Here is a 25538-nt window from a genome sequence, read left to right on the forward strand (position 1 = left end):
GCGCCGGCTCCACCAGCGCTTGGCCATCGCCCGGCCGCTCGACGCCGTGTGCAGTACGTCGATCCACGGCGCGTCGCGTCTACATCCGACAACACTCATCCGCGTTTTTTGGCCATAAAAAAAAAAAAAAAACCCCCGGGCCCCCACCCGGCCCCCCCGGGCCCTTTTCGGTCAATCCGACGAAAATCAGCCGGCGTCGTTTGCCGGCACCTTCGGGATACTGGGATATTTCTTCAGCTGCGCCTGGAACTGCTTGATAAAGCCAGCCGGGCCTTTTTCCTGAATGGAACCGGTGTACTGGCCGCGCTTGAGGGCCAGGTCGCTGACGCCCTTGGCCACGACGTTCACGATCTTCCAATCGCCGCTTTCGTTATCCAAGACATAATTGATCGGGATATCGTCGCCATCGTTGGAGGTAATGACCGTGTTGACCTGGCGGCGACCGCCCGGCGCATCCTTGACGGCCTTGATCTTGAAAGACTGGCCGCTATAGCTGTCGAAGCGCGATGCGTAGGTTGCGAGTGTGTCCTCGCGGAACATGTGCAGATACTGAGTCTGCTGTTGCGGGTCGAGTTTTTCCCACTTGCTGCCGAGCGCGAGCTTGGCGATGCGGTTCAGATCGAACGATTGGTCGATCACCGGCGCCAGTTTCTTGTAGCGTCCCTCGAAACCGAGCTGCTTGCCCTGCTTCATCGTGGCCACAAGCTGGCTGTCGAGGTTCTCGACCACCGTGCGGGCCGGTTCGGCTGCCGCCGCCGTCCACACGCTGACACAGGCGAAGATCACGCCCGTAGCCACCACGCTTTGCAACAAACGCGTCAATGCTTTCATTCTCGACTTCCTCGGTCTCAATCCAGGCCCGCCTTCGGGTAACACGTTCTCCGATATGGGGCCGTCGTGCATCTCATCAACCCGATTAGACGCCAACCCGGATGTCTGCATCCTGAACATATCCGGAAAGACCCGATTTCGTCGGTGAGCGTTGCATCCCAGGGGTGCCGTCGATCAGGACCGGTGGTAGGCCCGCCCGCGCCATGCCGTGCGCACACCGCGCCAGTACCGTAGCGCCGAGGACCACGTCATGCCCAGATAAATCGTGCCGATCAGCGGCAGGCCCACAGCCCAGAAACGCGACAGCCCGTAATAAGTCAGGGTCGGTATATAGCTGACCGCCATCGCAATCCAGGCTGCCAATCCGAGCCAGCGGGCCGTCGAATCGCCCAGGATCAGCGCCAGCGGCGGCAGCCAGAACATCAGCCCCATCGCTAGCGTGCATCCGGCCAACAGACCGGGCGAATAGCGCAGCTGGCTATAGGCCGAACGCGCCACCATGGCGTGGATGCCCTCGAAATCGTCGTAGCCCCGCAGGCTCACCGCCGCATGCGTTACCCCAACCCAGGTCCGTCCGCCGCTACGACGTACGCAACGCGCCAACGTGCAATCGTCGATCACGGCATCGCGCAGGGCGCCGAAACCGCCGATACGTTCGAGCATGGCGGTATCGATCAGCACGCAGCCACCGGCCGCCGCCGCGACATATCGCGAGCCGGCGTTGGACAAGGCAAACGGATAGAGCAGCTTGAAGAAATAGATGAAGGCCGGGATCAGCAGCCGCTCGGGCAGGCTGGTCATGCGCAAATGCGCCATCAGCGACACCATCTGCCGGTTTTCGGCCATGGCTTTGGCCTTCAGCCCGGCGATCGTGCCGGGCGCGATACGGATATCGGCATCCAGCAATACGACCCGCGATGTCGCCACGTGCTGGCGCGCCTGCTCGAGCGCCCAGAGTTTCCCGGTCCAGCCCTCGGGCAGCGGCTGGCCGGTGAGGACGGTGAGCCGATCGAGCGGGGCCGCCCGCGCGATGTCCCCGGTACCGTCGGTCGAGTTGTCATCGATCACGACCACCGACAACCCGGTGCCCTGCTCAGCCAGTGCGGCCAAAGTACGCTCCAGCGCCTCGGCCTCGTCGCGTGCAGGAATCAGCACGGTCACATCCGACAAATCGGCGGTCTGAGCGTCGGCGGCACGTGCCGCAAAGCGCTCCCGCAACAACCAGGGCAGCCAGGGCTGCGCCAGCAGGCCGAGCCAGATGATCAGAGAAGTCAGAACCAGTGTCGTGAGCAGCATAACGTCGGATACAAAAAAGGCCGCCGGCGCACCGGCGGCCTCGGAAGGCTGGAAATAGAACGTCGGCGTTAACCGAGTTCTTTTTCCTTCGAGCTCGACTCCCGACGGCCGATCTGGGAAATCGGGATCTTGGTCGCCGTGGCCTCGGCCCGATCGCCGTACAGAACCGGCAGTTCTTCGGCGAAGTCGCCCGACAGACGCGGGCCGCGCGCCATGCTCTTCAACGCTTTCAGCGGGTGCGAGAACGTATCCTCGACCGCCGTGCCTTCATACCCGCAGTGCGCCATGCAGTTGTCGCACTTCGGATTGCGGCCCACACCGTATTTCTCCCACTCGGTGTTTTCCATCAGGCCCTTGAAGGTCTTCTCGTAACCTTCGTCGACCAACAGGTAGCAGGGCTTCTGCCAACCGAAGATGTTGTAGGTTACGTTCGACCAAGGCGTGCACTGGTAGGTCTCGTTTCCGGCCAGGAAGTCCAGATACAGCGAGGAATGATTAAGCTTCCAGTCCGAACCGCGCTCCTTACCGTGCCGGAAAATCTCGCGGAACAGGTTCTTGGCCTTGGAGCGGCCCAGGAACACGTCCTGACGCGGCGCATGCTCGTAGGAGTAGCCCGGCGACACGGTGATGCCTTCCACGCCCAGATCGGTGACGTAATCGAAGAAATCGGCGACTTCTTCCGGCACTTCACCGTCGAACAGCGTGCAGTTGATGGTTACGCGGAAGCCGCGGTCGCGCGCCATTTCGATGGCCTCGACGGCTTTCTCGAACACGCCTTCCTGGCACACCGACTCGTCGTGGCGCTCTTTCAGGCCGTCCAGATGCACCGACCAGGTGAAGTAAGGCGACGGATCGTAGTCGTCCATCTTCTTCTTCATCAGGATGGCGTTGGTGCAAAGATAGACGAACTTCTTGCGCGCCACGATGCCCTTGATGATTTCAGGCATGTCCTTGTGGATCAGCGGCTCGCCGCCTGGAATCGACACCATGGGTGCACCGCATTCGTCGACCGCGTTCAACGCGTCCTCGACGCTCATGCGCTGCTTCAGGATGTCTTTGGGGTGGTCGATCTTGCCGCAACCGGCGCACGCCAGGTTGCACTGGAACAACGGCTCCAGCATCAGCACCAGCGGGTAACGCTCACGCCGGGCGATCTTCTGGCCCATGATGTAGCGTGCCACTTTGTACTGTTGAATCAGCGGTACTGCCATTTCGACCTCTCTTTTGGGCCCGGCGGTTGGGGGTTAGCCGATCCGAGCGCAATAGATGTAATGCGGCGATGCCGCGAAGCACCACTGCATTATACATATGCAAATTTTGTTAAGAACTCTATTGTTGCACATTAGGGTGCCGTGATCTCGGCAATTCGTGCAATCAGTTCATCTACGTCCCCATCATGCAGATCGCCCATGGTGGAGATACGAAAAATCTCATCCGTCAGGCCACCCTGCCCTGCGTAAATGACAAAGCCAGCCGCTTTGAGATGATCATGGAGCTCATGATAAGACACTCCGGCGGGCAGCCGATACGCCCTTAAAACACACGAACTCTGTTGCGTCGACAGCATGGCTTGGATACCGAGCTCCGCCAGTCCATCGGCGACACGCTGTGCCAACGCCCGATAATACGCGCGTCGCGCCCGCCAGCCGCCCGCACTGGCGTGTTCGGCCAGAGCGGCGGCCAGGGCATGGAAGGCCGGTATGGCCGGTGTGAACGGTGTGCCGCGCTCATCTTGCTTGTCGCAGTAGCTCACCAGATCCAGATATAACGCCCGCGTTTTTGCCGCGGTCAGCGCGCTGCGCCGTGCGAGCACGAATGCAGCGCCGGGCGCGCCGTGCAGACATTTATTGGCGGTGGCCGCCACCGCAGCGACCGCAGGACCGAAAGCGATCGCCTCGGCGCCGAAACTCGACACCGCATCGACCAACAACGCCACATCGGCGTCGGCACACACCGCCGCGATCGCATCGAGGTCGTTGAGCCGGCCCGTGGTGGTTTCGTGATGCACCACCGCAACGTGGGTGAAATCCGCGCCCGCAAGCCGCTCGGCCAGAATTACCGGATCGATGGCCTCGCCCCAGGCAAGCGACAAGGTCTCGTGGTCGATGCCGTGGACGGCCGCCATGTGCGTCATCCGCTCGCCGTAGACGCCGTTCTCGATCACCAGCACGCGCGCGCCGTCACCCGGCATCGAGGCCATCATCGCTTCGACCGCCGCGGTGCCGGAGCCGCTCAGCACGATCGGCGCCCAGACGGCGGTATCCAGATCATAGACCGCCGCCAGCCCATCCCGGAGGGTATCCTGCAGATCGAAGAACTCGACCTCGCGATGACACAGATCCGGCGCCGCGAGCGCGTCACGCACGGTCGGGGTTAGCGTGACCGGGCCCGGGTTAAGCAAGCGCATGCGATTCACGATCCGGCCCCGATATGCGCCATCAGGCGCTGCTTGACTTCCACCGGCGTGGCCGCGGGCCGCGGCAGGTTGGCCTTATCGGTGCCCGGCGCGATATGCAGATGAGAGAACGCCGGTCCTTGCGAGCTGCCGCCGAGCATCTGATCGATCACCGTACGATCATGCCCCTCATACGTCGTGCGATAACCCGCTGCGGCCGCGATGCCGGCAAACGACAGGCCCGACGACACCGTGGCCTGGCCGCCGGTGGATTCATGCATGCCGTTGTCGAGCAACAGATGATGCAGATTGGTCGGCCCGTAGGCCGCCAGTGTCGACATCGCGCCCAGCCGCATCAGGGCGGCCCCATCGCCGTCGACCACGATCACGTCGAGATCGGGCCGCGCCATCGCCAGGCCGAGCCCGAGCAGCGGCGCACAGCCCATCGAACCGACCATGTACAAATGGTTGGGCCGATCGTCGATCGCATACAGCTCGCGACCGGCAAAACCGGTGGAGGCAATAATGACACTGTGTGCCGGATCGGTACGCTCAACCAGATGCGACAGCGCCTCGCGACGCGAGACGGTCGGCTCCTTGTACGGCGCCGGGCGGAACGTGATCGCCCCGCGGCTCTGGGTCGGCGCGCTTTGGGTCTGCAGCTCGGCCGGCGCGACCGTGCCCTTCTTCATGACCAGCACATAAGGCCGACCGGTCTCGTTCATATGGGCTTCGGCCCGGGCCAACGCCTCGTCCACGGCCTCCGCACGATCCGGGAAGATTTCCCACGGTAGATCCATGGTCTCGAGCATATCGGTCGTGATCTGGCCCATCAGCTCGTGCTGCGGCTCGTCGGCCACATCCGGCGTGCCGCGCCAGGTCACGATGAGCAGGATCGGTAGCCGGAACACCCAGTTGAGCGAGGTCAGTGGCGATACGGCGTTGCCCAGCCCGGAGTTCTGCATCATCGCCACGGCGCGCTTGCCCGCGAGCGCCTGGCCGGCGGCCAGGGCCACGGCATCGCCCTCGTTCGCGGCCGAGACATAGGTCAGCCGTTCGCTGTCGATCACGGTGTTGATGAACGGTGTCAGAAACGAACACGGCACCCCGGCATAGAAGTCGTAGCCATAGGCGGCCGCGCGATCGATGAAGTCGTTGGCCTGAAGGGTCATGATGCAGCTTCTCCGTGTGCGAATTCGGATGCGGCGCGCAGATCGTCGAGATCGTTGACGTCCAGCCAATGCCCGGTGATGTAGATAACATCCACGCGATGCCCGGCCGCGATGAGCTCGTTGAGCAGATCCGGTACGCCCGCGGTTTCGAATCGGCCTTCGGCGCGGAGTTTATCCAACGCCTGGCGAATCCAGACCCGTCCCTCACCACGACTGCGCATCACGCCGATCCAGCGTCCGTTCGGCGTGCTGTCTGGTGCATTGTCCATACCGACGTGGGTCAACGCCACGGACTGGCCGAACAACGACCGGTCATCCGGCGCGCTACACCAGGCCGGGTCGCGCTGGGGCGCATCGGACCGGCGTCCCTGCGAATCCACCACCACGGTGATCTCGCCGGGCGCCTCCAGCAGGTCGGTCAGCACGTGGCGCCGGAAGATCAGGTCACCATAGACGATCAGATTGTCGTCGCCGAAATGCTCACGCGCCTTGTCCAGCGACGCCAGCTCGCCGGTGGTTTCGAAATCCGGATTCTCGACCACTTTCACGCCGGCGACATCGATGGTTTCCGGGCGATAGCCCGCTACCGCTGTGATGTCGTGCAGCCCGTGCTGCTTAAAAACGTCGACCAAGTGACGAAGCAGCGGCTTACCGGCCACTTCGAGCATGGCCTTCGGCCGCGCCTCGGTCACCGGCTCCAGACCCTCGCCGCGCGCCGCGGCCAGCACGATAGCGCGGGTGGCCGCACCGGCATCGCCCGCATAGCGCTTCTCGGCCTCGCGCAGTTCCGGATCGCCCTGGAGACGGAAGATCTCCGACACCGGCGCGATCCGGTCCTCCACCCCGGTCAGGGTCTCGTTCTGATAAATCCTAGCCACCGTGTTCTGCATGGCGGTTACCGAGGCTCGCACCGTATGGTTGGCCCAGATCACCAGGCTGATACCCGCCGCTCGAAACACATCGGTCGGCGTCGAGTAATACTTGGTGGGCACGATCACGAGCGGGCAGGAGCCGTCCCAGCGATCTGCGAACTTCTGAATATTGTCGAACCGCGGCGCCTTGTCGTGGATGAGGATGGCATCCGCCCCGGCCTGCTGGTAAGCCTTGGCACGCTCCAGCGCCTCGTCCACCGACCAGCCGGCAATCAGCGCCTCGACGCGGGCGACGATGCAGAAATCCGGATCGGCCTGGGCATCCTTGCCGGCGCGGATCTTGCCGCAGAATTCGTCGACATCCGCCAGCGGCTGGCGCTCGCCGTCGATGAAGCTATTGGTCTTGGGAAACAGCTTGTCCTCGATACAGACGCCGGCCACACCGCGCGACTCGAGCTTGTTGACCAAGCGCCGCAGGTTGTTGAAATTGCCATAGCCGGTATCGCCGTCGAGCAGAATCGGCACGTCGGTGGCATCGGCCATGAACTCGACCGTTTCCAGCACCTGGGTCCAGCTCGCCTCGTTGGAATCGCGTACACCGAACGCCGCCGAGAGCGCCAGACCGGATGCCCAGATGCCGGCAAAGCCGGCCTCTTCGACAATACGCGCCGACAGGCCGTTGTGCGCCTCCATGATGAATTCGAGCCGGTTGGACTCGAGCAGATCGCGCAGGGCGCGGGTCTTGGTCTTGTTCGGGGTCGTCCGGGCTTTGATATCCGCAAGCATGGCTATCCGTGGTTGATTTGAAGCTGGGGCAGAATGTCGCGGACGGCGCGCTCGGCATCGACCGGATAATCGATCTCGATCCAGGGCAAGCCGGTCACGTCCGCAGGATCGAAGGCGGCGCCGTCGGCACGCATCACCCGCTGCAGCGCGGCCTCGTAGGGCGCGTCTTCATCGGCCCGGCCGACACGCTCGCATTCCCGAACCAGTGCCTTGGCGCTGGCCGGCGACAGCCGGAAGAAGCCGACTGATTCGCCGATCGTGTCGTAAGCGAGATCGGCGGGCAGCACCTTGTCGAAGGCCACGATGCGCTCGTCGTCGAGACAGACCTTGACCGCCTCGGCATCGTCGGCGCCTACACTGCGATCCATGCCCAGAACGTCGGCAGCATCGGCCGCGAGCAATGTATCGAGCAGTCGATGATCGTAAAGCACGTCGGCGTCCATCAGCAGGACCTCGTCCCCGCCCGCCAACACATCGGCCGCCGCGAGCACGCTCTTCGCGCTGCCTTGGCGAAACGCCGGGTTGTGGGCGGTGGTGACCGTCATCTCGGGCGCCACCTCGGGCACGAGCGCGCCCAGCGCCTGTTCGATCTGCATCGCTTCGAAGCCGACCACCACCGTGAGCCGGTCAATGCCCGCTGCGGTCAGCCGGCGCAGATGACGCTCGAGCAAACTGGCCTTACCGAACGGCAGCAGGCATTTCGGGCCGCCACCGGTGATGTCGTCGAGTCGACGGCCCATACCGGCCGCCAGCAGAACTGCATGCATAAGCACTCGTCTTTCGATGATTTATGAATGTCGAGGGGTCGCCGCGGGCGAACGGCGCGGGCGTTCCAGCAGGCGGCCTTCGGCCCACTGCCAGGCCACCAGCCCGGGGATGCCCAGGCCGAGCTCGCGCACGCGCTTGACCAGCGACAAGGCCAGCCCGATCTGCGGATTAAGCCCGATCAGCCCAGCCAGGAGCACGAAACCGCCCTCCTGAACACCGAGCGCACCGGGAATGGCAAACGCCGCACCGCGAATTGCCTGGCCCAGCGCCTCCAGCATGACGGCATCCGCCAAGCCGACCGGGTGGCCGAGAAAATAAAGCCCGAGCCAGACCTCGCCGATGCCCGCCACCCAGCCAATCCAGCGCCAGCCCAGCGCACGCACGGCGGTCCACGGCCGGGCATAAATCGCGCTGATCGCGGCGTCGAGCGACTGTGCGCCGCCCACGAAATCCAGCCACGCGCGACCGCCGCCGATACGCTTGACCAGCACCGCTAACGCGCCGAACAGGCCGCCGCGCTGCAGCCTGTAGAACAACGCCAGCAGCGCCAGCATCACGCCGATGCCCACCGCCACACCCCAGGCGATATCCGGCTTATCGATCAGGATCAGCAACAGCACCAGCCCGAGCATGCCGAACAGCATCTGCGTAAGAGCGGCCAGGGTGATGTCGACAACCACGGTGGCTCCAGTCTCGGCTGCGGCCAGCCCCTGTTTGATCAGCAACCGGGCCTTGGCGATATCACCGCCGATCTGGGCGACGGGTAACAGGCCGTTGATCGACTCGCCGATCCAACGCGCCCAGACGATGCGCGGCAGCGCTGGCCGCGGTGGTCGATACAAAATTCGCCAGGCGTGGCTATCGATCACCAGCGGCAACAGATGCCACGCCGTGACCGCGGCCAGCCCCCAGCCCGCCACCGACAGCGCGTGACCGATCGCGGGCAGACCCTGCCAGGCGAGTACGGCCGTAAACAGGGCCACGCCGGTCAGCAGCATGAGGGCAGCGGTGCGTTTCACGGGTCGGGCGGCTAGCGCTGATCGCGCTTGAACACCTGTTTGAAACCGAAATACGCGATCGAATCCTTCATGTTGGAGACGAAACGCTGCCAGCCACTCATGTGGGTGTCGGTGACGTACTCGAAAGTCAACGAAATACGGCGTTCGTTATCGCCCAGCGGCGTGATGCGATGCCAGACCTCGTCGCCGTTGAACAGACACATCGCGCCCGGACGCAGATTGCGCGCATCGCCCACCGTCTCGCGGTTCTCGTCGTTCTTGAACAGCTCGAACTCAAGCTGGGCCGACGATTCGTCGACCACGCCCAGCAGCAACGTATAGCGCTTACCGGCGTAGTACGACGTATCGAAATGCCAGCCGATGTGATCGCCCGGCTCGGTATAGAAATACAGCGCGTAGGCATGCGGATCGGATTCGGGACAAACCTGCAGAGTCTCGCCCGTCATCCGCTCAAGCCAGGCGATGAAACGCGGGTTGCGATAGAGCGCGGGGATTTCGGGGGCGAGCTCGTCCAGCGCATAGCGCGACACGCTGCCCCCTTTCTTGTGCCGCGGAATATAGTTGCGGTGTACGGCCTCGGCCAGTTCCGGAATACGTGCCTGGAACCGCGTCGTGGTTTCCACGGGCAGAAATTCATCGAGAAAGATGAATTCGTTATCCGCCTCGAAGCGCTGCTTCAAAACGGGCGTATCCAGATCATCGACGAACGCCGCCTCATCGGCGGCGTCGGCATCGGCAATCATTTCTTCGACGCTGGCGCGACTCATCGAGGTCTCCTGGTCATCCATCTAGGGCGCGAACCGGCCCGTCGCGGGGCTCAGTCCGGGCAATCGGCAAACGAAGCCGGCTCGAGCTCAGCGCGACCGTTGATTTCACGACGACGAGCCGAGGCGCGATAAACGGCCTTGCGCGCCCGGTTGATCGAGCCCAACGGCCGCAGATCCGGCCGCCCGGCCCAGGGATCGAAGGTCAGCACCTCGTCACCGAAGGTTTGGCGCGCCGGCGTGCCTGGATCCTGGGGCGGCAGGTGGAGCGTGCCGACCCGGCGCCAGGCGCTACGACCGACGTCCCATTCGATCGACGCGTCCTCGATCGGCATGGCTTTCGGATCGGTCATCAGCTGCACACAGAAATCGAAGCCGGCTGCGTTATCGGCCAGAAAGGCGGCCAGCCATTCGGCGAGTACATCCGGCCCGTCGTCGTCGGTGACCGGACGCGCGGCCAACGCGCGCTGGGCGTCGATATTCGGCATTAGCGCGTATTTGCACACGTAATCACCGAAACGAAACGCCGACTGGCTGTAATAACTGTTCGCCAACAAGTCGATGTTCGGCAGACGCTCGAACAAGGTCTGCACATCGCCGTCGTCTCGCTTGGCGATCTCGGCGGCCAGTTGCTCGGGATCGTGTCCGTATTCGGCACGCAGTCGCGCAATCTCGCGATAGGTGGTGACATCGGCGAGCGGTAGGACCGGGCAGTTGCCGAACAAAAAGTCCTGGGTCACCCGGCCGTCGCCCACCATCTTCTCGCCGTCGACGCCCATCAGCTTCATCGCCAGGCCGCGGGCGGCCGGCCGGCGATCGTCCATGAACGCGCCGGGCTCGGTAGCAAAGCGCAGTATCGCCGGGTATTCACCCGGCGTGGCGAACAGGCTCTGCGCGAGTTCCCCCGGCAAATCGGGCGCAACGGTGAACACGCCCTTGAGCACGCCATGGCCCTTGGCCTGGGTACCGCGCGGTGCCTGGGCGCGGGCTTCGATCATGCGCTCGTGGGCAATGCCCAGATCACGCACGATATCAGCAATCTGGGCCTGCTCATCGGGCTGTTCGACTTCGAGATCGTCGGAATACGGCACGTACATCGTCATGACTTGCTCTGATCCATGGCGCCCGGGCGGCTCGCCGGGCGCGGGTCGGCCACTCGCGTCCAGGTTGTGGTTTTGCCCAACGCCCGGATACCGACGTAGCCACGCAACTTCAGGTGATTGGGGTCGGCGAGCCAAAGATCGCAGTCGAACCACTTCCCCCGGTCGGGATCGTAGACGCGGCCGTTTTCCCAGCGCGCGTGATCGTTGTCTAATACATGATAATCCAGATCCTTGATCATGCGCAGCCCAATCATCGGCCGATCACGCTTGCCCGGGTCGGGATTGTGGCGATCGACGAGCGGCTGACCCCCCATGCCGTGCGGGTCGTCCGTCGGGTAGCGGGGCTGCTTTAGCCATACGATACGGGCGACAAAATCGCCGCGATCATCGACGACATGAATGACTGCGCCGCCTTTCTCGGTGCGCCAGAATCCGGTGATCGCGTCGGGTGCCGGCGCTTCGGCCAAGACGGCCATCGACGCCAGCGCCAAGGCGACGAAGGCCGCCAGGCGTGGCATCACGGCTTTTTGCCGACCGGCAGGTAGCGATGCGCGTAATACCAGGCCACGGCATCGGCCAGCGCATCGCGCGCGGGGCGTGCCCGATAGCCCAATTCGGCCGCCGCACGCGCGTGGGAAAAGAACATGCGTTTCTTGGCCAGCTTCACGCCGTCGACGGTCACCTTCGGCGGCCGGCCTGTGACGCGCGCCACCGCTTCCGCGGCATGCGCGATCGGCATCACGAGGTTATGCGGCAACTTCACGCGCGGCGGCGGTCGATCGACGATCTCGGCCACCAGCGCGAGAATTTCGGCCAACGTCATGTCGGTGCCGCCCAGCACATAGCGCCGACCGGGCGTGCCATGCGCATGGGCCAGCAGATGACCGCGCGCTACATCGTCGACATGCGCGACATTCAAGCCGGTGTCCACGAAGGCCGGCATTCGCCCTGCCGCGGCTTCGAGCACCATCTGGCCGGTCGGCGTCGGCTTGTGGTCGCGGGGGCCGATCGGTGCCGACGGGTTCACGATCACGATATCGAGCCCGTCGGCGGCGTATTCGCGCGCGACTTCTTCGGCCAGGAACTTGGATCGCTTGTAATGGCCGATCATGTCGTCCAGACCGACCGGCGTATCCTCGTCGCCGGGCGAGCCGTCCTTGGGAATGCCGAGGGTCGCGACACTCGAGGTATACACCACCCGCGAGATGCCGGCGCTACGCGCGGCCTCGCAGATACGGCGCGTACCCTCGACGTTATTCTCATAGAGCTCGCCGGGGTCGGCCGCCCAGAGACGATAATCGGCCGCGACATGGAACACCGCGTCGCAATCTTGCATGGCCTCGACCAGCGCCGCCGTATTCGATAGATCGGCTTCGACGAACTCCAGATCCAGCCCTTCCAGCGCGGTCAGATCGCTGCTCGGTCGGCGGGTCGCCCGCACCGTCCAGCCGTCGCGCAGCGCCGCGCGGGCCACTGCACTACCAACGAATCCCGTGGCTCCGGTCACCAGCGCGCGCATCAATCAACCCCTCGTCGAACGCGTGCGCAGCACGCGGAAATACCAGCCTAACCAGATCGCGAACGCCGGCGCACCGATGAACGAGAGCACCAGAAACGCTTCGCGTATATCGAAGATGGTAACCAGCGGGAACAGATAGAGCACGTCTTCGATCTCGAACAAGCCGGCCGAGGGCAGCTTGGCCCCCGCCTTGCCCAGTTCATCTTCCATAACCATATGCAGCCAGAAAATGAATGCGACCGAGGCGCCCGCCACCAAGCCCATCAAGGGCGCCCAGGCCCCCAACGGACCATGAATCAGACCGTAGCCCAGCGCGGCGAACAGCAGCGTATGGATGATCGCGTCACAGGCCAGATCGTAGAGATGCCCGAAACGGCTCGACGCGCCGGACATGCGAGCCAGTTCGCCGTCGGTATGATCGACGAAATTCGATAGCGCGAACACGAACGCACCGATATTGGCTTCCACGAGACTTCCGTGGGCCAGACACCAGGCCGAAACGAGCCCCAGCACGAGCCGGACAGTGGTCAGATGATTGGGGCGCGCCGCAGTGCCGTCGAGCGGCCGGACCAGACGACGTGCCAGGCGTGCGTCCAGCGGGCGCGACGAATCCGCGCCCTGATCTTTGCGTGCCGAATCGATCGGTTCAGGCATGCCGATAAATTCCTTATTGGGTCGAGGACCTAAGGTCTGTCGACGTGACCGGGGGCAGGCCGCGGGCGATGGACCGCGTGACGGCCGCTCGGCGTTGTCGCCCGCCACCGTCCCATAACGATACGGCGCGCACTACGCCTTGTCGGGCCGCACAACGGTGCTTGGCGCGGACTCGCACGCAATCTCAACACGCCCTACTCCCGCAATATACGAAACAGTGCGGGCACGACAATAAGGGTGGTTATGAGAACTGCAAGCATGCCGATCGTCAGCAGTTGGCCCATGCTGGCCGTGCCGGCGTGACGCGAGAAAGCCAGGCTGCCGAAACCGGCCATGGTGGTCAGTGACGAGAGGATGACGGCGCGTGCCGTCGAGGTGCCCAGGAACGGTCGATGATGTTCGCGCTGTCGCAGCCGGTGAACGACATGAATGCCACTGTCCACGCCCACCCCCAGCAACAACGGCAATGCAATCACGTTGGCGAAATTGAACGGGATATCCAGGACCACGGTCGCCGCCGCCAGAATCAGCCCGGAGAGAGCCAGCGGCACCAGCACACGAATGGTATCGACGACGCTGCGCAGCAAAACCAGCAGGAACAGCGAGATGAAAATGGCGGCATAAATGAAGGCATGCATGAAGGCGCTGGACACCGTATGTCCGGCCGAGAGCTCCAGAACCGGCGCGCCGGTGATGTGCGGCGCCGCTTGGCGCACGCTCGCCACGAACTTGCGCATAGCCGATTCGTGATCGAGGTTGCCGCTTGGCGACACCTCCACGCGAAACTGGCCCTGGGTGCCGATCCAGCGCTTGCGCAGACTTTCCGGCAGATTCTTGAGCGTAATGCGCGAGGCATTCATCGCATCCGCGAGCCCGTCGATCTGCCGGGGCAGCCCGGACAGCACGCGATCGTGAAGGCTGGCCAGAATTTGTTTCTGCGCGGCGGGCTTTTGTTGTGCGAACCAGTCACGCCAAGCCGATAACGACTGCGCCAGATCGCGCGCCGCGGCCGCATCGTCGCCGGTGTCGCTTTTGCGATAAGCCGTCAGATGCTGAGCGAAATCGGCAATGGCCTGCTTGCGGGCGCCGAAATCCGCGTGCTTGCTCATATCGGGCGGCGTCACCGCGAGCGTCAACGCCAGATCGCCGATGATCGACAGTTTGGCGGTCTGGTTACCGGGCACGAAATTCGCGACCGTCATCGCACCCGAGACGTGCGGCTGCTTGGCGATACGAGCAGCCAAACCCTTGGCCTGCGCCAATGTCGGTCGCGTCGTCACGAGCGTCAGGGGCGAATGTTCACTATGCGCCAGCAGATCGCGATAGGTCTTGACCGCTTCGTCGTTGGGATTTTTCAGATCCAGCGTACTCGGGTCGAAGCGAATGAACGGCAATGCCATCACGCAGGCCAGGACGGCCACCGCCGACAGCGTCCAGATCAGGCGCTGGGCACGACGACCGATAAACGGCGCCCAGCGGCTCGTTGTCGTATCGGTGCTCGGCACCCAGGGCTTCATCAGCGAGATGGCGGCCGGCAGGAAGGTCAGGCTCACCACCAGGCTGATGAACATCCCCACACCCGAAATCAGCCCGAGTTCGGCCACGCCGGAATACGAGGTCGGAATAAAGGCAAAGAAACCGGCGGCCGTGGTCAGCGCGCAGAGCGCGAGCGATAGCCCGACGTCGGAAATCGCCGACGTCAACGCATGGCGTACGCCGGCCGCGCGCCCGGCCACGCGCTCACCCAGCTCGGCCAGCGCCTCGCGATAACGCAAACAGACGTGAATCGCGTAGTCGATGCCAAGCCCGATATAGAGCACCGCAAAGGCGATGGAAATCAGGTTCAGGCGACCGACCGCGAGGGCGGCGAAGGTGGCCGTGCCGACCAGGCCGGCCACCAGGCTGGCGAGCGACGCGCCCATCAGCGCCCACGAACGCAAGCCCAGGTACAGAATGATGCCGACGGCCAGGAACGCGAGCGACGCGCCCCAGGCCGCGCCATGGGTCACACTGGCCAGCTCTTCGTCGGACAGCGCCACCTCGCCGGTCTGGCGTACGCGCACGCCGTGCGCCGCGTCGAGATTCAGCCGCTTGGCGGCATCGCGGATCGCCTGCATCGGCTTTTGGGCCGGCAGCAAGGCGCCATAATTCAGCTTCGGCTGCACGATGATGAAGCGCTGATCGGACACGCCCGGCTGATCGCCGCCGATCAATTGTTGCCAGGACAGGCGGTTGTAGCGTCCTTCCCGACTGGCGTCGAAGGTGTGCGCCAACTCGCTGAACACGGGGGCCAGATTCATGTCGACCGGCGCATCCGGCGCCATGGCCTTGTCCAGCATGTCGAAAAACGTCGGCAACGTCGGATCCGCCGACAGCCGGCCCAGGAACGGTTGGATTTGTGTCAACCGCGACGACAGCGACTGCAGTTTGTCCTTCGACAGATAGAGAAAACCGTTCTTGGCAAAAAACTGCCCACCGCCCGGCTCGTATACCGATGGAAACAGATTCGGCTGCTGCCGCAATGCCTTGGCCAGCTTGTCCGTTGCGGCGCCCGCGATATCCGGCGTCGCCCCGTCGACCACGATCACGAGATTGTCGTTATAGATCGGGAACGCGTGCTGGTAGGCGATGTAGGTCTTTCGCCACGGGACGTGGCTGCTGATCAGATTGGAATCGTCGGTGTCCATCGACAGATGGGTCATCGAATACCAGGCGCCGCCCAACGTGATGACGATGCCGACCGCGATTACCCAGATCGCGTGACGCGTCATCAACTCGATCCATGCCGCCAGTGCACGCGATAGCATGCGCGTCATGTCGTCTCCTCGCCACGAACAATAAGGGCCGCATCGGCCAAGGTCATACGCGCGGCGCGAAACGCCACGGCCAGATTCTTCAACGACCGGAGCTGGGCATGCACCGACGACGGCCGCCCGGCCAGTGCGCCCATCAACGCGGCCGGCCGCAGACGACCGTCGGCATCCATCGCCGCCCGCGCCACCGGCGGCAACACCATGGCGGCATCATCAATGATTGCGCGCACGCAAACGAAACCCAGCCCGCGTTCGGCCGCCACGGCCGCGATCGCCGCGCTTTCCATGTCGCAGGCGATGGCTTCCGTGGCCTCGTGCAGCGCGCGCTTGGCGGCCGCGTCGACCACCAGCCCGGGCGTTTCCGTCAGACGCTGTTCGAACACCTGATGCATCGGGGCCAGGGCCGTGGCCAGCGCGGTTCGCCAGACGGGATCGGTCGACCATTCCCGGTCGTCGGCACCGCGTACGGTCGACGCCAGAATCAGCGCCCCGGGGTCGACGCCCGGCGCCAGCGCGGCCGCCGTGCCCCAGCTCATCAGCGTGGTCACGCCTTCATCAGCTAACGTGGCGGCAGCCTGTTCGGCGCGCTCGGCGCCCATGCCCGACAACAGCAGGCGTGCGCCGCCGGGCAGCCGGGCACGGCCGCGCGGACGCAGCCGTGCCAGGGCGCGCACCTCGCCCGGCAACGCGGCAACGATGCCGAGCCGATCGATGGCAAGACTCAAATCAACGTCTCGGCGGGCCCGAGAACACGGCGCCCGCCCGTACGATCCATCCGGGGCATGGCTTTAATCGGTACTCGCCGCCTCGGCGCCCGATGCCGGCACACCGTGCACGTTGCGATAACGCGCCAGCGCCCAGAGCGGAAAGTAACGGGTGTAACCGTGGTATTTGAGATAGAACACGCGCGGGAAACCGGGCGCGGTATGTTCCGGATCGTGCCAGGCGCCGTCATCGCCCTGGGCGTCGATCAGCCAGGCCGCGCCGCGGGCCAGGGCGGGCGTATCGCGCTCGCCGGCCGCCATCAGCCCGAGCATCGCCCAAGCCGTCTGGAAGCTGGTGGAGACATCGGAGCGACCGCGCGGCGGGTCCCAATAGGTGCCGTTATCCTCCCCCCAACTGCCGTCGGTACGCTGCATGCCGCGCAGATAGGCCACCGCACGCTGAATCCAGTCCTGGCTCATGTCTTCGCCGAGCGCTTCGAGCGCCATCAGCACCGACCAGGTGCCATAGATGTAGTTCGTGCCCCAACGCCCGAACCATGAGCCATCGGCTTCCTGTTCACGCTTGAGATACGCCATCGCGCGCTGGATGAACGGCCCGTCTTCCGGCCGCTGTAACAACCCGGTCAGCGTGAGCACGCGCGCGGTGACGTCCGCCGTCGGCGGATCCAGCAACGCGCCGTGATCGGCGAACGGGATCTCGTTGAGATATTCGTGGTTGTTGTCGGAATCGAAGGCGGCCACGCCCCCGTTCGACGACTGCATGCCGACCAGCCAGTTGGTCGCGCGCGTGATCGCCCGGCCGTAGGTGGCGCCGTCGCCGGTGTTGTACATCGCCCAGGCGATCACGGCGGTGTCGTCCAGGTCGGGATAGTGATCGTTGGCGTACTGGAACGGCCAACCGCCGCCCGGCAGGTCGGGGTGATCGCGCTTCCAGTCGCCCGGGCCATCCAGCACTTGGCGTTCAGCTAGCCAGTCGAGACCGGCACGCACGACCGGTGTATCACCCTCGCCCGCGGCTTCCTGCAGCGCAAGCGCGGCCAGGCCGGTATCCCAGACCGGGGATACGCACGGCTGGACGTTGGCCATGTCGCCGTGATCGAACACGAGGTCGTCGATCGCCTGGCGCGTGTTGGCGCGGTAGGGATGATCGGCCGGATAGCCGAGCTCGCCCAGCGCTTCGTAAACGTTGACCATGGCCGGGAAGATCGCACCGATACCGTCGGTGCCGTTGAGGCGCTCGATGATCCAGTTTTCGGCGGTCTTGATCGCGCGCTTGCGCACAAATTTGGGAATCAGCGGCTCGAAGCTTCGGCCGACGAGATCCAGCCCCTTGAATACGCGCTGCAGTGTGTTCTGGGCCGGCACGAAATCGCGCTGCTGCTCCGGCGGAATCGTAAACAGCTCGCGGATGTTCACCCCAGCCGGATTACGCGCCATCGTGCGCAGGCTGGTGAGGATGAACAACGGCACCATCACCGTGCGCGACCAGTAGCTCACCTTCGACAGATGGAAGGGCGACGCCTGCGGCATCAGCATCACTTCGACCGGAATGAACGGCACGGCACGCCACGGCACCTGCCCGAACTGGGCCAGCGCGATGAGCGTGAAGACGTTGACCTGGCCGGCCCCGCCGCGGGCCAGAATCGCTTGGCGGGCGTGCACCATATGCGGCGCATCGACATCGTCGCCGGCGAGCTTGAGCGCGTAGTAGCACTTCACCGAGCACGATAGGTCGAGATCGCCGCCGTAGTACAGCGGCCAGCCGCCGTGGGCGGCCTGCTTGTAGCGAATATAGTTCGCGACGCGCGCCTGCAGGGCGGTATCGACATCGCCGACGAAGTGCATCATGAGGATGTATTCCGCCGGAATCGTGCAGTCGGCCTCGCATTCGTAGCGCCAGTGGCCGTCCGGATTCTGATCGGCGAACAGGCGTGTCTGCGCCGCGTCGATAGCCTCGGCCAACCCCGCCGGCTGCGCGGCGCTGGCTACACCGGGGCGCGGCATTTCGACGATGTCGTTGATCGGCGCGGCCGGATCGTCGGCCAGTTTCGGCGTCAGCGCCGGCAGATCGTGCGCGGTCATGTGGAACAGATGACGCAGACGATCGTCGTCGGCCACCGCCAGATTGGTCGTCAGTACCGTGGCCTGCACGCTGCGGCGCGATACCTTCACCTGCGAACCATCGGTGAAATACGGGTTCGCCTGGATCTTGCGCAGCGTCAGCAGCGCCAGACCGATCGCCCACAGGCAGAACCGGCGCATGCCCTTCTGATGACCGGGAATGCGCAACGTGAACTCAAGCGCGTTGCGCAGATGCCCGGTCGCCAGGCCAATCAGTTCGGACAGACCGGCCGCGAACGCTTCGTCGGCAGGACGCTTGCCGAGATCCGACAGATCGAAGCCGTGGCGCGCGAACACGTCGCGCGGCAACCAACACACCCCGCGCGACTGATCGGCCCAGATATCCTTGAGGATATTGGTCATCTGCAGACCCTGGCCGAACGACACGGCCAGACGATTGAGCTCGGCGTCGTGCGCGCCCATGGCCGGCTCGTGGTCGGTGAACATGGCGGACAGCATCTCGCCCACCACGCCGGCCACGAAATAGCAGTAGCGATCCAGATGCGCCAGCGTGGGAAGCCCCTCGGCGCTGGCGGCGCGCTCGTATTCCGGCATGCCTTCGCACATGATGCGGACACAGCGCGCGACCGCCGCGCGCTGGGCCGGGCGCAGATCGCGCATCACGGTCAGCACGTCTTCGGTATGCGCGACCAGACGCCGCTCGGCGTCGAGCGTGGCGCTGGCCAGCTGCGGCGCCAGGCGCTGGCCGAAGTCGGCGCCGCCTTCGCCGGTTTCGACCACTTGCACGAACTCGGCGTGCCAGTTCGCCTTGGTTTCGTAGTCGAGCTCCGCGTCGTCCTCGATGGTGTCGGCGATACGGCACAGCAGATAAGCGTTGCCGACGGCCACCCGCAGCGCCTCGGGCAGCTCGGGAATCGTCAGCGCGAATGTGCGCGAAACATGCGGCAGGATCTCGTCCTGAAAGGCCAGCGCGCGCCGACCGGAATCCGTCTGCATTGGGGCTTGTGACATGAACGAACGTTTTCCAGGTTTTCAAGCGTGAGCGACGCACCGCGGGCGCAGCGCGCATCGTCGCACCGGTCATGCGTCACATCGAGTTGACGCTGCCGATCTTCAGTGGCTAGCTAGCTCGCCAATCGAGCCGCCGGTATGTTGATCCGGCCACCAGGGACGGCGAACTAACCATGGACAATTATCAAGTGCCGCATTATAGCCAACGCATCGAACATGTGCTTGACGCTTGCCTGCCGAGCGCCGACACATCCCCCGCTCGCCTGCACGAAGCCATGCGCTACGCGGCGCTCTCACCGGGCAAGCGCGTACGCCCGCGACTCGTTTATGCCGCCGCGGAAGTTTTGGGGGTGCCGGTGACGAAAGTCGACGGCGCGGCCGCCGCGATCGAGTGTATTCACGCTTATTCGCTGGTTCACGACGATCTCCCGGCGATGGATGACGACGATCTGCGGCGCGGCCGGCCGACCACGCATATCGCGTTCGACGAGGCTACCGCGATCCTGGCTGGCGACGGTCTGCAGGCGCTGGCTTTCGAGATCGTCGCCACGCACGGCGGGCTCGACGACGCGCCCGCTGCGCGCGCGGCACAGATCGCGACGCTGGCCCATGCCGTGGGTTCGCGCGGCATGGTCGGCGGCCAGGTGCTCGACATGGGGGCCGAGGGCCGCGACGACGTCACCACCGACGATCTGGAAGAAATTCACAACCTCAAGACCGGCGCCCTGCTCGCGGCCTGCGTGACGATGGCCGCGGATGCGGCCGAAAAACTGTCGCTGGATCAACGCGCCGCGCTCGACATTTTCGCCACCCGAATCGGCCTGGCCTTTCAGGTGCGCGACGACGTGCTCGATATCGAATCGTCCACCGAAAAACTCGGCAAGACCCAGGGCGCCGACATCGCCCACCACAAGGCGACTTACCCGGCGCTGCTCGGTCTGGGCGAAGCCAAGGCCCTGGCTGAACGCCTGTACACCGAAGCCACCGCCGCCCTGGATATCTTCGACAACGCCGAACCGCTGCGCGCGATCGCCGCCGAAATCGTCAAACGCGACCACTGAGCGCGCGCCACACCAGACCCTGGCGGCTCACGGATAGCCGCCAGGACGATCGCTACGACTTAGCGCGCGAGAATGTGTAGCTGAAGGTCTTGTGGCCGTTGGCCGGCACGCTTACCGGCCATTCCGGCTCGTCTGCCGAACCGCCGCTGGGTTTGGGTACATCGTCGGCGAGCTGTGCGTTCGCGGGCAGATGCTCGGCGATCGTCACCTGACGCGACTTGTTGCCGGCGTTGAACAGCTCGATGCGTACCTGCGTCGTGGTCGCCCCGCTTTCGTCACTGGATCGTTTCGTCACCCGATGCGTGCCGGTGATATCGAACGCGCTGCCCAGCGCCAGCTGGACCGGAGCGCCAGCGGGCGTATCGTCGATTTGTGTACCGCCCATTAACTGGGCCGCGTGCCCCGCGTCGTAAATACGCACCGCGCCCGCCGGCAATGGCTGGCCCGTATCGTTGTCGAACGCCAGACTCACCCGTGCATGCTGCCGGCTTTTACCGGTGTCATTAAGCGCATAGTTCTCGAAGCGGTAGTCACGCGTCGCATCGACGCTGATGGGTTTCATCAAGGCCACCGACTGCACCGCCCCGGCTTCGATATGCAGGCCATCTGCCAGCGGATAGCGATAGACATCGCCGACGGCCTGCGGCGCGCCGGCGCCGGAGGACTCGCTCGACGCCATCTTGGCCATCATCATCGGGCGCGGCGCGCCATTGTCAGCGCGAGAGGTATCCCCGGCCACCAGCCAGGCCCGCTTCGCATTGATTGCGTCGTGACCGGTATTGTCGATCACGGCCTGGCTGATCAAGCGCAACTTGCCCGTTTTCGGATCGAAGCTGCCGGTGTAGCTCGCCTGCCACTTCGGGGCTGACGTCTGGTAGGTCGCCGTCAACCGCTGCTTACCGGCCTTGGCGGCATCGACGTGCAACGTGACGTCGTGTCCGGTGCCCTCATCCCCGTTTTTCGAGGTGACCGACCAGCTGATCTGAACCGGCGATGCCGCCGTGATCCGCTCGATGCGGCCATCCACGCGTACATAGGCGGTATCGCCATCGGTGGCCACGAGCGTGCCCTGGCGGGTATTGCCGCCCGGCGAGTCGAGCGAGACCGACTGGCCGACCCGGCTGGACAACGGTCCGCCCGAGCCGCTGGCACTCGGCGCCAGATCGAACCCGGCCAGATTGATGCCGGATCCGGACAACCACAGCGTGTCCGGCTGCGGCGTGCCGATTACCGGCCACGAGAGCGTCTGCTCGCCGGCGTCGAGGCTCATCGTACGGCTGTCTTGTACGACGGCGGCTCCCCGGCTGTACAGCGCGATGGCGTCGACGGGTTGATCCGAGTCGGCGGTCGTCGCGGCCAGCGCAAATGGGGCGGCCGCGACCAGGCCCGCGAGAGTAAAGATCCATCGGCTTTGCATCGTCTGCCTCCTGAAATTACGGGGCCGTTGCACGATCCGTGCCCGACCGGGCAAGCAGCCAAAGCAGTAGCAAGACCGCGGGGATCCCCGCGATCGCCGTATCGACGAAGAACCAGGCATAGCCGGCCTGATCGACGACCCAGCCCGAGAATCCGCCGATGAACTTGCCGGGCAATGTCATCAACGACGAAAACAGTGCGTACTGCGTGGCGGTATAGGCAGTGTTCGTCAGACTGGATAAATAGGCGATGAACGAGGTCATGGCAATGCCGCCCGCCAGATTCTCGGCGGAAATGGTCAACGTCAGGTCGACCAGGTCGGGATGGCCCAGCGTTGCCAGCCAGGCGAACACCAGATTCGCGCTCGCGGTGAGTATCGCGCCGACCAGTGCGGCTTTCATTACGCCGACCCGGGCGACCAGCACTCCACCGATACCGGCGCCGGACAACGTCATCACCAAGCCGAAAATCTTGGAAATACTCGCAATCTGATCTGGCGTGTAGCCGGCATCGAGATAGAACGGGTTCGACATCACCGCCAGCGTGATATCCGAAATCCGATATAGCCCGACCAGACAGAGGATTACGACCGCCTCGCGCCGATAGCGCGAGAAAAAATCCCAGAACGGGCAGGCGATCGCACCGATCACCCACCGCTCGATGTTCTGCAGCCAGGCCGGCTGGGAAGCGCGGGCGGCCAGCCAGTCGATCGCCCACTGCTCGCGCAGCTCGGCATCCCCGGTGCGATCCACGTCCGGCTCGCCGAGCGCCAGCACGGTAACCATGCCCACGCCCACCAATGCTGCCATCACGGTATAGGCAGTCGACCAGGACGCCGCAGCCGCGATATAGAACGAACCCGCACCAGCCACCAGCATCGCGATTCGGTAACCGGCGAGATAGGTCGCGGCCATCGCGCCCTGCAGATCCTTGGCGACCGCCTCGATGCGCCAGGCATCGATGGTCACATCCTGGGTTGCGGCCGAAAACGCCACCAGCAGCCCGAACCAGGCCATGGCCTCGAGATTCGTCGCCGGATTCGTGCCGGCCATGCAGAACAGGCCGACCATCAACCCGATCTGGGCAAGCAGCATCCAGCTACGCCGCCGCCCCAGCCAGCGCGCCAGTAGCGGCAACGGAAACCGATCCACGACCGGCGCCCAGAAGAATTTGATCGAGTACGTGATGCCGATCCAGGAAAAGAACCCGATCGTGGTTTTGGACACACCGACCGTGGTCAACCAGGCCGACAGCGTCGAAAACACCAGCAGGTACGGCAGACCGGACGAAAAACCCAGCAGCCCCATGCCGATGACGCGTGGGCGAGTGTAGGTCGCGACGGCCGCCTTCCAGTCTCGTCGCTTGCGTGACGCCGATTCGGCCGCGCCAGCACGCCCGGTCACGCGATATTCAGAATTCGACATCATAGTCGATCGTCAACGGCGCATGATCCGACAGGCGCGCTTCGCGATAGACATATTCGGCGGTGGCCAAATCCGCAAGGCCCGGCGTGGCGACGTGATAATCGATCCGCCAGCCGACGTTGTTGTCCCAGGCCCGGCCGCGATTCGACCACCAGGTGAACTGATCCTCGTCCGGATTCACCTCACGGAAGACATCCACCAAGCCGACCTCGCCGAACAGCTTGTCCATCCATTCGCGTTCGTGCGGCAAGAAGCCCGAATTCTTCTGGTTGTTCTTCCAGTTCTTCAGATCGATTGCCTTGTGCGCGATATTCCAGTCGCCACAGATCAGATATTCACCCGGCGCTGCGGCCTGACGGCGCAGGAAATCGAGGAAATAGATCAGATAACGCTCCTTGGAATCCTGGCGATGATCGCCGGACGATCCCGACGGCGCATACAGGCTGGCGATACGCAGATCACCGAAACGCGCCTCGATATAGCGACCTTCGGCATCGAATTCCTCATGCCCCATGCCGCGAACGATCTCGTCCGGCTCGCGCTTGGCATAGATTGCGACCCCGGAATAGCCCTTGCGGTTGGTCGCCTCTTCATAGAAGCAGTGATACCCCTCCGGCCAGAACGCCGCGACGCCCTCGAGCTGATGTTGCTGGGCCTTCAGTTCCTGAATGCAGACCACGTCCGGATCCTGATCGGCCATCCACTCGAAAAAGCCCTTGCGCTGGGCCGCCCGTATGCCGTTGGCGTTGAAGGACATCACCCGCATGCACGCGCTCCTTGTCTTTGATAATCCGCGAGCGGCGCGCTTGACCGCCCGCCCGATGCGTCGGCGCTTACTCACGATATAAGCGAGCCCTTATCATACGTGCACAGCGACCGATCCCGACAACGCCGGAGTGAACCCGATGCCCGCCGAAACGACGACCTATGCCCAGGACTTCCTGGCCCTCGCCGATACCTACAACGCTCTGAAATTCGGCGAATTCACCCTCAAGTCCGGTCGGGTGTCCCCGTATTTTTTCAACATGGGCGAGATCGCCTCCGGCGCCGGCATGAAACGCCTCGCCGCCGGCTATGCCGCGGCGCTGACCGACGCCGGCATCGAATACGACAGCCTGTTCGGCCCGGCCTACAAGGGCATCCCGTTGGTCGCGACGGTGGCATGTGCGCTCGCCGATCACGGCCGCGACGTGCCCTTCACCTACAACCGCAAGGAAGCCAAGGACCACGGCGAAGGCGGCACGCTGGTCGGCGCGCCGCTGGGCAAGCGCGTGGTGATCGTCGACGACGTCATCACCGCCGGTACCGCCGTGCGTGAAGCGATCCAGCTAATCCGGGCGGCCGGCAGCGAAGTAGCCGGCGTACTCATTGCGCTCGACCGCCAGGAACGCGGCGCCGACGACCGCTCGCCGCTGGCGGCCCTCGCCGAAGACGAGGGCATTCCGACGGCGGCCGTCGCCACACTGGATGACGTCATCGGCTACGCCGAACGCACGGGGCTCGATGAGAGCACGGTCGCGGCAATCCGACGTTATCGCAGCGAATACGGTGTCGGCGCGTCCCGTTGAGCACTTCCGATCGTGACGGTAAGCGGGATCATACCGCGCCGGGCGTCGTCACAGGCCCGACCTCGGGCGGCATGATGCAAGAAACCGGGCGTTTCATGCACTCAATTCGTGTAACAGCCACTTAAATCAAGCGATCGCGCCTCATCCAACCAGCCGTCTCATAAGGTAATTTGAAATAAGGCCAAATTTTATCGTTCACACGCACTCAAGCCCGACCCCGGCGGGCCGATAACTACTCGGACCACAACCGCACGGGACA

Annotated in this window: 21 protein-coding genes; 2 read left to right on the forward strand and 19 right to left on the reverse strand. The window is 64.3% G+C overall.

What is annotated here, in order from left to right:
• Positions 1 to 186: 186 nt before the first annotated feature.
• From C41B8_RS11645 to shc, 16 genes are all read right to left on the reverse strand, one after another.
• Entirely contained in the window at positions 187 to 831 is a 645-nt protein-coding gene (locus tag C41B8_RS11645) for an ABC transporter substrate-binding protein (protein WP_051883441.1), read from the reverse strand.
• Positions 832 to 1005: 174 nt separating this feature from the next.
• On the reverse strand, positions 1006 to 2127 hold the full coding sequence (locus C41B8_RS11650; RefSeq protein WP_037338231.1) for a glycosyltransferase: 1122 nt from the start codon (positions 2125 to 2127) through the stop codon (positions 1006 to 1008).
• 68 nt (positions 2128 to 2195) lie between these two features.
• Positions 2196 to 3338: an adenosyl-hopene transferase HpnH gene (gene hpnH, locus C41B8_RS11655; RefSeq protein WP_037338234.1), complete on the reverse strand. Its 1143-nt coding sequence runs from the start codon at positions 3336 to 3338 to the stop codon at positions 2196 to 2198.
• 131 nt (positions 3339 to 3469) lie between these two features.
• Positions 3470 to 4534, reverse strand: coding sequence for an aminotransferase class V-fold PLP-dependent enzyme (locus C41B8_RS11660; RefSeq protein ID WP_037338238.1), 1065 nt, complete (start codon positions 4532 to 4534; stop codon positions 3470 to 3472).
• Between the two features lie 5 nt (positions 4535 to 4539).
• Entirely contained in the window at positions 4540 to 5694 is a 1155-nt protein-coding gene (aepY, locus tag C41B8_RS11665; RefSeq protein WP_037338240.1) for a phosphonopyruvate decarboxylase, read from the reverse strand.
• Positions 5691 to 7340 carry a phosphoenolpyruvate mutase gene (aepX, locus tag C41B8_RS11670; protein WP_037338324.1) on the reverse strand — a complete coding sequence of 550 codons (1650 nt, stop codon included), beginning with the start codon at positions 7338 to 7340 and terminating at the stop codon, positions 5691 to 5693. The genes aepY and aepX overlap by 4 nt, the downstream gene beginning before the upstream one ends.
• Positions 7341 to 7354: 14 nt before the next feature.
• Positions 7355 to 8119, reverse strand: coding sequence for a phosphocholine cytidylyltransferase family protein (locus C41B8_RS11675; RefSeq protein WP_037338243.1), 765 nt, complete (start codon positions 8117 to 8119; stop codon positions 7355 to 7357).
• A gap of 21 nt (positions 8120 to 8140) precedes the next feature.
• Entirely contained in the window at positions 8141 to 9139 is a 999-nt protein-coding gene (locus C41B8_RS11680; RefSeq protein WP_037338245.1) for a lysylphosphatidylglycerol synthase domain-containing protein, read from the reverse strand.
• Between the two features lie 11 nt (positions 9140 to 9150).
• A complete protein-coding gene (locus tag C41B8_RS11685; protein WP_198025170.1) occupies positions 9151 to 9906 on the reverse strand; it encodes a HalD/BesD family halogenase in 756 nt (251 codons plus the stop codon).
• A gap of 50 nt (positions 9907 to 9956) precedes the next feature.
• Positions 9957 to 11006, reverse strand: coding sequence for a catalase family protein (locus C41B8_RS19640; RefSeq protein WP_156962515.1), 1050 nt, complete (start codon positions 11004 to 11006; stop codon positions 9957 to 9959).
• Positions 11003 to 11524, reverse strand: a complete 522-nt coding sequence (locus tag C41B8_RS19645) for a DUF2147 domain-containing protein (protein ID WP_051883443.1) — start codon at positions 11522 to 11524, stop codon at positions 11003 to 11005. Before C41B8_RS19645 ends, C41B8_RS19640 begins: the two co-directional genes overlap by 4 nt.
• Positions 11524 to 12525 (reverse strand): hopanoid-associated sugar epimerase, encoded by a 1002-nt coding sequence (gene hpnA, locus C41B8_RS11700; protein WP_037338248.1) that lies wholly within the window; start codon positions 12523 to 12525, stop codon positions 11524 to 11526. The genes C41B8_RS19645 and hpnA overlap by 1 nt, the downstream gene beginning before the upstream one ends.
• 3 nt (positions 12526 to 12528) lie before the next feature.
• Positions 12529 to 13179 carry a CDP-alcohol phosphatidyltransferase family protein gene (locus C41B8_RS11705; RefSeq protein ID WP_051883444.1) on the reverse strand — a complete coding sequence of 217 codons (651 nt, stop codon included), beginning with the start codon at positions 13177 to 13179 and terminating at the stop codon, positions 12529 to 12531.
• A 194-nt stretch (positions 13180 to 13373) separates the two neighbouring features.
• On the reverse strand, positions 13374 to 15995 hold the full coding sequence (locus C41B8_RS11710; protein ID WP_051883445.1) for an MMPL family transporter: 2622 nt from the start codon (positions 15993 to 15995) through the stop codon (positions 13374 to 13376).
• The gene (locus tag C41B8_RS11715; protein ID WP_051883446.1) at positions 15992 to 16717 is read right to left on the reverse strand and encodes a phosphorylase family protein; all 726 of its coding nucleotides are present in this window, start codon (positions 16715 to 16717) and stop codon (positions 15992 to 15994) included. Before C41B8_RS11715 ends, C41B8_RS11710 begins: the two co-directional genes overlap by 4 nt.
• Positions 16718 to 16780: 63 nt before the next feature.
• Positions 16781 to 19795: a squalene--hopene cyclase gene (shc, locus tag C41B8_RS20135; RefSeq protein WP_232226050.1), complete on the reverse strand. Its 3015-nt coding sequence runs from the start codon at positions 19793 to 19795 to the stop codon at positions 16781 to 16783.
• Between the two features lie 188 nt (positions 19796 to 19983).
• Between shc and C41B8_RS11725 the strand changes: the two genes are divergently transcribed.
• Positions 19984 to 20871, forward strand: coding sequence for a polyprenyl synthetase family protein (locus C41B8_RS11725; protein WP_037338250.1), 888 nt, complete (start codon positions 19984 to 19986; stop codon positions 20869 to 20871).
• A 52-nt stretch (positions 20872 to 20923) separates the two neighbouring features.
• On the opposite strand, the gene C41B8_RS11730 is transcribed toward C41B8_RS11725, so the two are convergent.
• From C41B8_RS11730 to C41B8_RS11740, 3 genes are read right to left on the reverse strand one after another with little or no spacing between them, the layout of a single operon-like run.
• The gene (locus tag C41B8_RS11730) at positions 20924 to 22288 is read right to left on the reverse strand and encodes a DUF4139 domain-containing protein (RefSeq protein ID WP_037338253.1); all 1365 of its coding nucleotides are present in this window, start codon (positions 22286 to 22288) and stop codon (positions 20924 to 20926) included.
• Between the two features lie 16 nt (positions 22289 to 22304).
• Positions 22305 to 23711, reverse strand: a complete 1407-nt coding sequence (locus tag C41B8_RS11735; protein WP_051883452.1) for an AmpG family muropeptide MFS transporter — start codon at positions 23709 to 23711, stop codon at positions 22305 to 22307.
• Positions 23698 to 24477, reverse strand: a complete 780-nt coding sequence (locus tag C41B8_RS11740; RefSeq protein WP_037338256.1) for an exodeoxyribonuclease III — start codon at positions 24475 to 24477, stop codon at positions 23698 to 23700. Before C41B8_RS11740 ends, C41B8_RS11735 begins: the two co-directional genes overlap by 14 nt.
• Positions 24478 to 24616: 139 nt before the next feature.
• Between C41B8_RS11740 and pyrE the strand changes: the two genes are divergently transcribed.
• The gene (gene pyrE / locus C41B8_RS11745) at positions 24617 to 25279 is read left to right on the forward strand and encodes an orotate phosphoribosyltransferase (RefSeq protein WP_037338345.1); all 663 of its coding nucleotides are present in this window, start codon (positions 24617 to 24619) and stop codon (positions 25277 to 25279) included.
• The last annotated feature ends 259 nt before the right edge of the window (positions 25280 to 25538 follow it).

The sequence above is a fragment of the Salinisphaera hydrothermalis C41B8 genome (assembly GCF_000732535.1).
Taxonomy (GTDB): Bacteria; Pseudomonadota; Gammaproteobacteria; order Nevskiales; family Salinisphaeraceae; genus Salinisphaera; species Salinisphaera hydrothermalis.

Excerpts from the sequence above, each read along its gene's own strand:
- C41B8_RS11645 (WP_051883441.1), bottom strand. The coding sequence starts at position 831 with ATGAAAGCATTGACGCGTTTGTTGCAAAGCGTGGTGGCTACGGGCGTG.
- C41B8_RS11650 (WP_037338231.1), bottom strand. The coding sequence starts at position 2,127 with ATGCTGCTCACGACACTGGTTCTGACTTCTCTGATCATCTGGCTCGGC.
- hpnH (WP_037338234.1), bottom strand. The coding sequence starts at position 3,338 with ATGGCAGTACCGCTGATTCAACAGTACAAAGTGGCACGCTACATCATG.
- C41B8_RS11660 (WP_037338238.1), bottom strand. The coding sequence starts at position 4,534 with ATGCGCTTGCTTAACCCGGGCCCGGTCACGCTAACCCCGACCGTGCGT.
- aepY (WP_037338240.1), bottom strand. The coding sequence starts at position 5,694 with ATGACCCTTCAGGCCAACGACTTCATCGATCGCGCGGCCGCCTATGGC.
- C41B8_RS11675 (WP_037338243.1), bottom strand. The coding sequence starts at position 8,119 with ATGCATGCAGTTCTGCTGGCGGCCGGTATGGGCCGTCGACTCGACGAC.
- C41B8_RS11685 (WP_198025170.1), bottom strand. The coding sequence starts at position 9,906 with ATGAGTCGCGCCAGCGTCGAAGAAATGATTGCCGATGCCGACGCCGCC.
- C41B8_RS19640 (WP_156962515.1), bottom strand. The coding sequence starts at position 11,006 with ATGACGATGTACGTGCCGTATTCCGACGATCTCGAAGTCGAACAGCCC.
- C41B8_RS19645 (WP_051883443.1), bottom strand. The coding sequence starts at position 11,524 with ATGCCACGCCTGGCGGCCTTCGTCGCCTTGGCGCTGGCGTCGATGGCC.
- hpnA (WP_037338248.1), bottom strand. The coding sequence starts at position 12,525 with ATGCGCGCGCTGGTGACCGGAGCCACGGGATTCGTTGGTAGTGCAGTG.
- C41B8_RS11705 (WP_051883444.1), bottom strand. The coding sequence starts at position 13,179 with ATGCCTGAACCGATCGATTCGGCACGCAAAGATCAGGGCGCGGATTCG.
- C41B8_RS11710 (WP_051883445.1), bottom strand. The coding sequence starts at position 15,995 with ATGACGCGCATGCTATCGCGTGCACTGGCGGCATGGATCGAGTTGATG.
- shc (WP_232226050.1), bottom strand. The coding sequence starts at position 19,795 with ATGCAGACGGATTCCGGTCGGCGCGCGCTGGCCTTTCAGGACGAGATC.
- C41B8_RS11725 (WP_037338250.1), top strand. The coding sequence starts at position 19,984 with ATGGACAATTATCAAGTGCCGCATTATAGCCAACGCATCGAACATGTG.
- C41B8_RS11730 (WP_037338253.1), bottom strand. The coding sequence starts at position 22,288 with ATGCAAAGCCGATGGATCTTTACTCTCGCGGGCCTGGTCGCGGCCGCC.
- C41B8_RS11735 (WP_051883452.1), bottom strand. The coding sequence starts at position 23,711 with ATGTCGAATTCTGAATATCGCGTGACCGGGCGTGCTGGCGCGGCCGAA.
- C41B8_RS11740 (WP_037338256.1), bottom strand. The coding sequence starts at position 24,477 with ATGCGGGTGATGTCCTTCAACGCCAACGGCATACGGGCGGCCCAGCGC.
- pyrE (WP_037338345.1), top strand. The coding sequence starts at position 24,617 with ATGCCCGCCGAAACGACGACCTATGCCCAGGACTTCCTGGCCCTCGCC.